The organism is Candidatus Methylomirabilota bacterium (assembly GCA_035709005.1).
Classification (GTDB): domain Bacteria; phylum Methylomirabilota; class Methylomirabilia; order Rokubacteriales; family CSP1-6; genus 40CM-4-69-5.
Genome location: DASTFB010000128.1, coordinates 1 through 4,816 on the forward strand (window position 1 = coordinate 1; position 4,816 = coordinate 4,816).

Annotated in this window: 3 protein-coding genes and 2 pseudogenes; 1 reads left to right on the forward strand and 4 read right to left on the reverse strand. The window is 69.6% G+C overall.

Annotated features, from left to right (window positions below):
• Positions 1–268 (forward strand): hypothetical protein (locus VFR64_21625; GenBank protein HET9492333.1); only part of this gene is annotated, 268 nt, incomplete at its 5' end.
• On the opposite strand, the gene istB is transcribed toward VFR64_21625, so the two are convergent.
• The 4 genes and pseudogenes from istB to VFR64_21645 all read right to left on the reverse strand — a co-directional run bounded on the left by istB (position 236) and on the right by VFR64_21645 (position 4,743).
• Complete coding sequence (istB, locus tag VFR64_21630; GenBank protein HET9492334.1) at positions 236–976, reverse strand: IS21-like element helper ATPase IstB; 741 nt, start codon at positions 974–976, stop codon at positions 236–238. The genes VFR64_21625 and istB overlap by 33 nt on opposite strands.
• 9 nt (positions 977–985) lie before the next feature.
• Entirely contained in the window at positions 986–2,530 is a 1,545-nt protein-coding gene (gene istA / locus VFR64_21635; protein ID HET9492335.1) for an IS21 family transposase, read from the reverse strand.
• A 506-nt stretch (positions 2,531–3,036) separates the two neighbouring features.
• A pseudogene (locus VFR64_21640) lies at positions 3,037–3,249 on the reverse strand (nuclear transport factor 2 family protein).
• A 61-nt stretch (positions 3,250–3,310) separates the two neighbouring features.
• Positions 3,311–4,743, reverse strand: a pseudogene (locus VFR64_21645) (IS3 family transposase).
• Between the last annotated feature and the right edge of the window lie 73 nt (positions 4,744–4,816).

Genomic DNA, 4,816 nt, shown 5'->3' on the forward strand with positions numbered 1-4,816 from the left:
CGCTTTCGTCCTGGAAGACGAGCCAGGCGTGCCGGCGGCGAGCGTTTTTTTTACCGCGGGCCAGCGGACGTCGACCCAGTGCTGGATGGCCGTGTCGTTCCGTTCCTTCGCCCGCTTGGCGGGCCGCTGGAGCGTCCAGTCTGCGCATACCGGCGAAGCTGAACACCCAGATCGGCCCATCGTGAACGCGCCGATCGGGGATCGTGATCGGAGCGGAGCGACGCTGGCCGGCCGCTCAGCTGTCGAGCTTGCCCTCCTTTCTCCGTGAGGGACCTTTTAGCACGAGTCGGTGCGCATTGTGGAGGAGTCGATCGCAGATGGCGTCGGCCAGGGTAGGCTCGCCGATGTGATCGTGCCACTGGGCCGGGGGGAGCTGGCTCGTGACGATCGTGGAGCGGCTCCCATACCGGTCCTCGAGAATCTCGAGCAGGTCCCGGCGCTCCTGGTCCTGCGGCGGGGCCAAGCCCCAGTCATCGAGGAGGAGGACGTCCATCCGGGCGAGTTTGCCGAGGAGCCGGCCGTAGCTGCCGTCGGCGCGCGCCACGCGGAGGTCCTCGAACAGGCGGGAGGCCCGGCGGTAGTAGGCGCGGTAGCCGCGGCGGCAGGCCTGGTGGGCGAGGGCACAGGCGATGAAGCTCTTGCCGGTGCCGGGGGCGCCGGTGACGAGGACCTGCTGGTGCTCGGCGATCCAGCGGCAGGTGGCGAGCTGGCGGATGACGGCCTTGTCGAGCTCCCGGCGGGCGGGATAGTCGATGGCTTCGATGCAGGCCTGTGGCAGCTTGAGCTTGGCGTCCTGGAGGGCGCGGGCCAGGCGCTTGTTCTCCCGCGCCAGCCACTCGGCGTCGACCAGCAGCCCGAGCCGCTCATCGAAGCTGAGGGTGGCGAGCTCGGCGTTCTGCTGTTGCTCAGTCCAGGCCTGGGCCAGGGCCGGCAGCTTGAGGGCGTGCAGTTTGTCGAGGGTCGGGGTGGCGAGCATCGGGCCTCCTTACTGGTAGTAGTCCCGGCCGCGGATCTGTTCGTGGACGGGAGCCAGGGGGCGGGGCTCGGCCGGCTCGGGCGGGGGCAGCCGGTCGAGCCCGTGCTTGAGGATCGAGTCGACGTGGCGGTAGGAGCGGACGCCGACGGTCAGGGCCCGGGCACAGGCGGCCTCGAGGCGGGCGGCGCCGTCGCGGCGGCTGAGGCGGCGCAACCCCAGGCAGGAGCGATAGCCCTGCTCGGGATGTGGGCGGTCGGCGAGGATGGCGGCGACGAGGGCGGCCGTCTGGGGCCCGATGGTCTCGGCCCAGTGGATGAGGCGCGACGGCGTCCACTCGAGATGGTGCTGGTGGGCCTTGGGCATGTGGGCGGGGGTGGTGGTGTGCCGACCGGGCGTGTCATCGCGCCGATGGGCGGCGACCCGCTGGCCACGATGGAAGAGCTCGACGGTCGCGGCGCTGACCCGAGCGTCGATGATTTCGTGGATCAGGGCGTAGGGGACGGAGTAGTAGTGGCGGTGGAGCTCGACGTGGTAGTCGATATTGACGCGGGCGACCGCCCACTCGCCGTAGACGAATGGCTCGGCCGGCAGCGGCCGCAGGGCGGGGTGATCCAGCCGCTCGAAGAGCTCGCGGCGGCTGGCGCGGTACAGGCGCATGGGCCGGGTGTTCAGGTCGGCGAGGAGCTCGGCAATGCGGGTGTTGAGGGCCGCGAGAGAGAAGAAGGTCTCGTGGCGGAGCCGCGCGAGGATCCACCGCTCGGCGACCAACACCCCAGCTTCGATCTTGGCCTTGTCCCGTGGCTTCGCCGGCCGGGCCGGGAGGATGGCGGTGCCGTAGTGCGCCGCGAACTCTTCGTAGGTGCGCTGCAGGCCCGGCTCGTAGCGGCACGGCACGACCACGCCGCTCTTGAGCTGGTCGCAGACGATGGCGGCCGTGACCCCGCCGAAGAAGGCGAAGGCGCGGGTGTGGCTGGCGATCCAGTCGGGCACCTGCTGGGTGCGGGTCGCCTCAGCGTAGGTGTAGTTCGAGGCCCCGAGGACCGCGGCGAACAGCTCGACCTCGACGACCTCCCCGGTGGTCGGGTCGATGAGCCGGGGTTTGTGGCCCGCGTAGTCGACGAAGCACTTCTCGCCGGCGCGGTGGAGCTGGCGCATGGACAGGCGCCGGCGCTCAAGCCAGCGGCGATAGAGGTCACAGAACCGCGTGTAGCGGTAGCCGTCGGGGTACCGCTCCAGGTATTCGAGGTGGAGCAGCTCCAGGGTGACCCCGGGCCGGCGGCGCTCGGCGTGAATCCACGCGCAGTCGGGCGCCGGGCGCTGCCGCTGGCCCGCGACCTCGGGCCGGCCATAGAGCCGGCCCTCCAGGATGTCGTCGCTCAGCGGCTGGACCTGAGGCCAGTCCAGCCCAGCCCCCTGCGCCCGGGCGACGACGCTGCTGATCGTGCCCAGTCCCACCGTGAGGCTCTGGGCCACGGCCCGGTGGCTGAGCCCCAGGGCCCACTTCTGACGCAAGATTTCTCGGATCTGCCGCATGGACAGTCGCTCGGCCGCCATCGCGCCCCTTTCGGCTGCGGGGGCGGACGACGCGCTGGACCATCCAGCGTCGCCTGCTCAGGCGCCCGCCCCCCGTTCGGGGCAGGATCGCCTGGGCCGCGTTCACGATCACCGATCTACGTGTTCACCATCCCGATCCTGGCGTTCACCATGACCGATCCGGGTGTTCACGTTGCACCGATCCACGTGTTCACGTTCAACCGATCCCGGCGTTCACCTTGGGCCGGCACGCGCAGCCACTTGCGGCTGCCACCACGTCTTCGAGTCGGTACCGTTCGTAACGTGCCGTCATGTCGGTGCACTCCGGCACCGCGGCTGCATGTTCTCTCCGCTCGGACGTGACGCCTACCCGAACCAGCGCCTCGCCGGCCTTGGGCTCTGGAGTTGTCTCAGTCATCGAGACGAGTCTCTCGAGGCTCCCGAACCCTGCCACGCGATAGCTCTGCATGGCGGTTCCTTTCCTCAACTCGGACAATCTAACCCGCGAGCGCGGCGGGAACAATCGTTCATTGCCCGGTGGGAGTAACGCGCCGCCACAGGTTGTTGAAGACGATGCTGTCAAAGAACGCATGCGCGCGTACGACGCGCCCATCGCGCATCTCCCAGAACCATGCATACGTATTGGAATAGGTTTGACCGTCCCTGGCGACACCGCTCGCGTCAAAGAAAATGATGACCGTGTCGTCGTCGGTGTGGATATTGCGGATCGTCGGCCGCAAGCCCTCGCGGACGTTGTCAAGTCGAATGAGACAGTCGGCTTCGGAAATTTGTGAGCAGCCGTCATGAGCGGATCCCCTCTGGCGCGGCGAGCGCCGGTGGCGCCGGGGGCTTGTTGATCCAGGCCGCGGTCGGCAGCGGCGGGGGAACGGGCACGCCGCGCGGGAAGCGCTCGGGGTGCGCCTGGTAGGCGGCGCGCAGGATCTCGGCGCGGTGCTGCCACTTGGCCTCGGCCACGCCGTAATGGATGTCGTGCGGAGTCATGAGGCCGAGGGCGCTGTGCCGATGCTCGGCGTTGTACCAGGGGAAGAAGCGCTGGCAGAACGCCTCGGCGTCCTCGTAGGCGCGGAACCGCGCCGGGAAGTCCGGTCGGTACTTGAGGGTCTTGAACTGGGCCTCGGAGAACGGGTTGTCGTCGGAGACCTGCGGCCGGGAGTGCGAGGGCACCACGCCCAGGCTGGCCAGCAGCAGGGCCACGGGCTTGGCGGTCATCGCCGGGCCGCGGTCGGCATGAATGGTGAGCTGGTCGGGCGCGATGTGCTGGCGCTCGCAGCTCTCGGCGATCAACACCTTCGCCAAGGCGGCACTCTCGTGACGGCCGAGCAGCCAGCCGACGACGTAGCGGCTGAAGATGTCGAGCAATACGTAGAGGTAGTAGTAGGTCCACTTCACCGGGCCCAGGAGCTTGGTGATGTCCCAGCTCCAGACCTGGTTGGGGCCGGTGGCGAGCAGCTCCGGCTTCCGATACGCGGGGTGCCGGAGCTGGTTGCGCCGCTCGCGCACCTCCGCGTTCGCCGCCAGCACGCGGTACATCGTGCGGATCGAGCACGGCGGCACTTGGCCCGCGTCGAGCAGCTGCGCCCAGACCTGCGTCGGGGGCAGATCGACGAACCGCTCCTCATGCAACACGGCCAAGACCCCGGCCCGCTCCGTCGGCGTCAGCGCCTGCCGGGGGGCGCGCCGCGCCCGCGGGGCCGCGGGCTCCGGCGGCGGGACGCCCCGCCGCCGGTAGAACGTGGCCCGGGCCAGCCCCAGGGCGTCGCACAACGGGGCGATGCCGACCCGAGCCTGGCGCTCCTCGACCAGGGCAATCATGACTGCGCGCTCGCCCCCGGCCGGCCGAGCAGCGCCGCCAAGTTTTTTTGGGCCTCCACCAGGGCCTCAGCCCGCTCGGCCCGGCCCGTCATGTGCGTGAGCTGGCGCTCGAGCTCGGCGATCTTCCGATCTCGAGGATCGACGGGCGTCGGTTTGCGACCTCGCTTCTTCGGGGTTAGGGCGGCGAGTTCGCCGCGCGCCCGGGCTCGCCGCCACTCCACCAGATGCGACGAGTACAACCCCTCCCGCCGGAGCAGCGCCCCGACCGCCCCGGGCGTGGTGCACGCGTCGGCCTCCTTGAGGATCCGCCGCTTGTACTCCGCGGTGAACGATCGGCGCTGCGGCTTCGCGGCCACCTGCACATCCTCTGGCGTCACGGCCATCTCAACCCGCGCTTCCATGGGAATATCCCTTCCCGCCCTCTACAGTAATTTCGGAGGGAGGGACTGTCTCATCCATCCTGGCACAGAGGGC

Excerpts from the sequence above, each read along its gene's own strand:
- istB (HET9492334.1), bottom strand. The coding sequence starts at position 976 with ATGCTCGCCACCCCGACCCTCGACAAACTGCACGCCCTCAAGCTGCCG.
- istA (HET9492335.1), bottom strand. The coding sequence starts at position 2,530 with ATGGCGGCCGAGCGACTGTCCATGCGGCAGATCCGAGAAATCTTGCGT.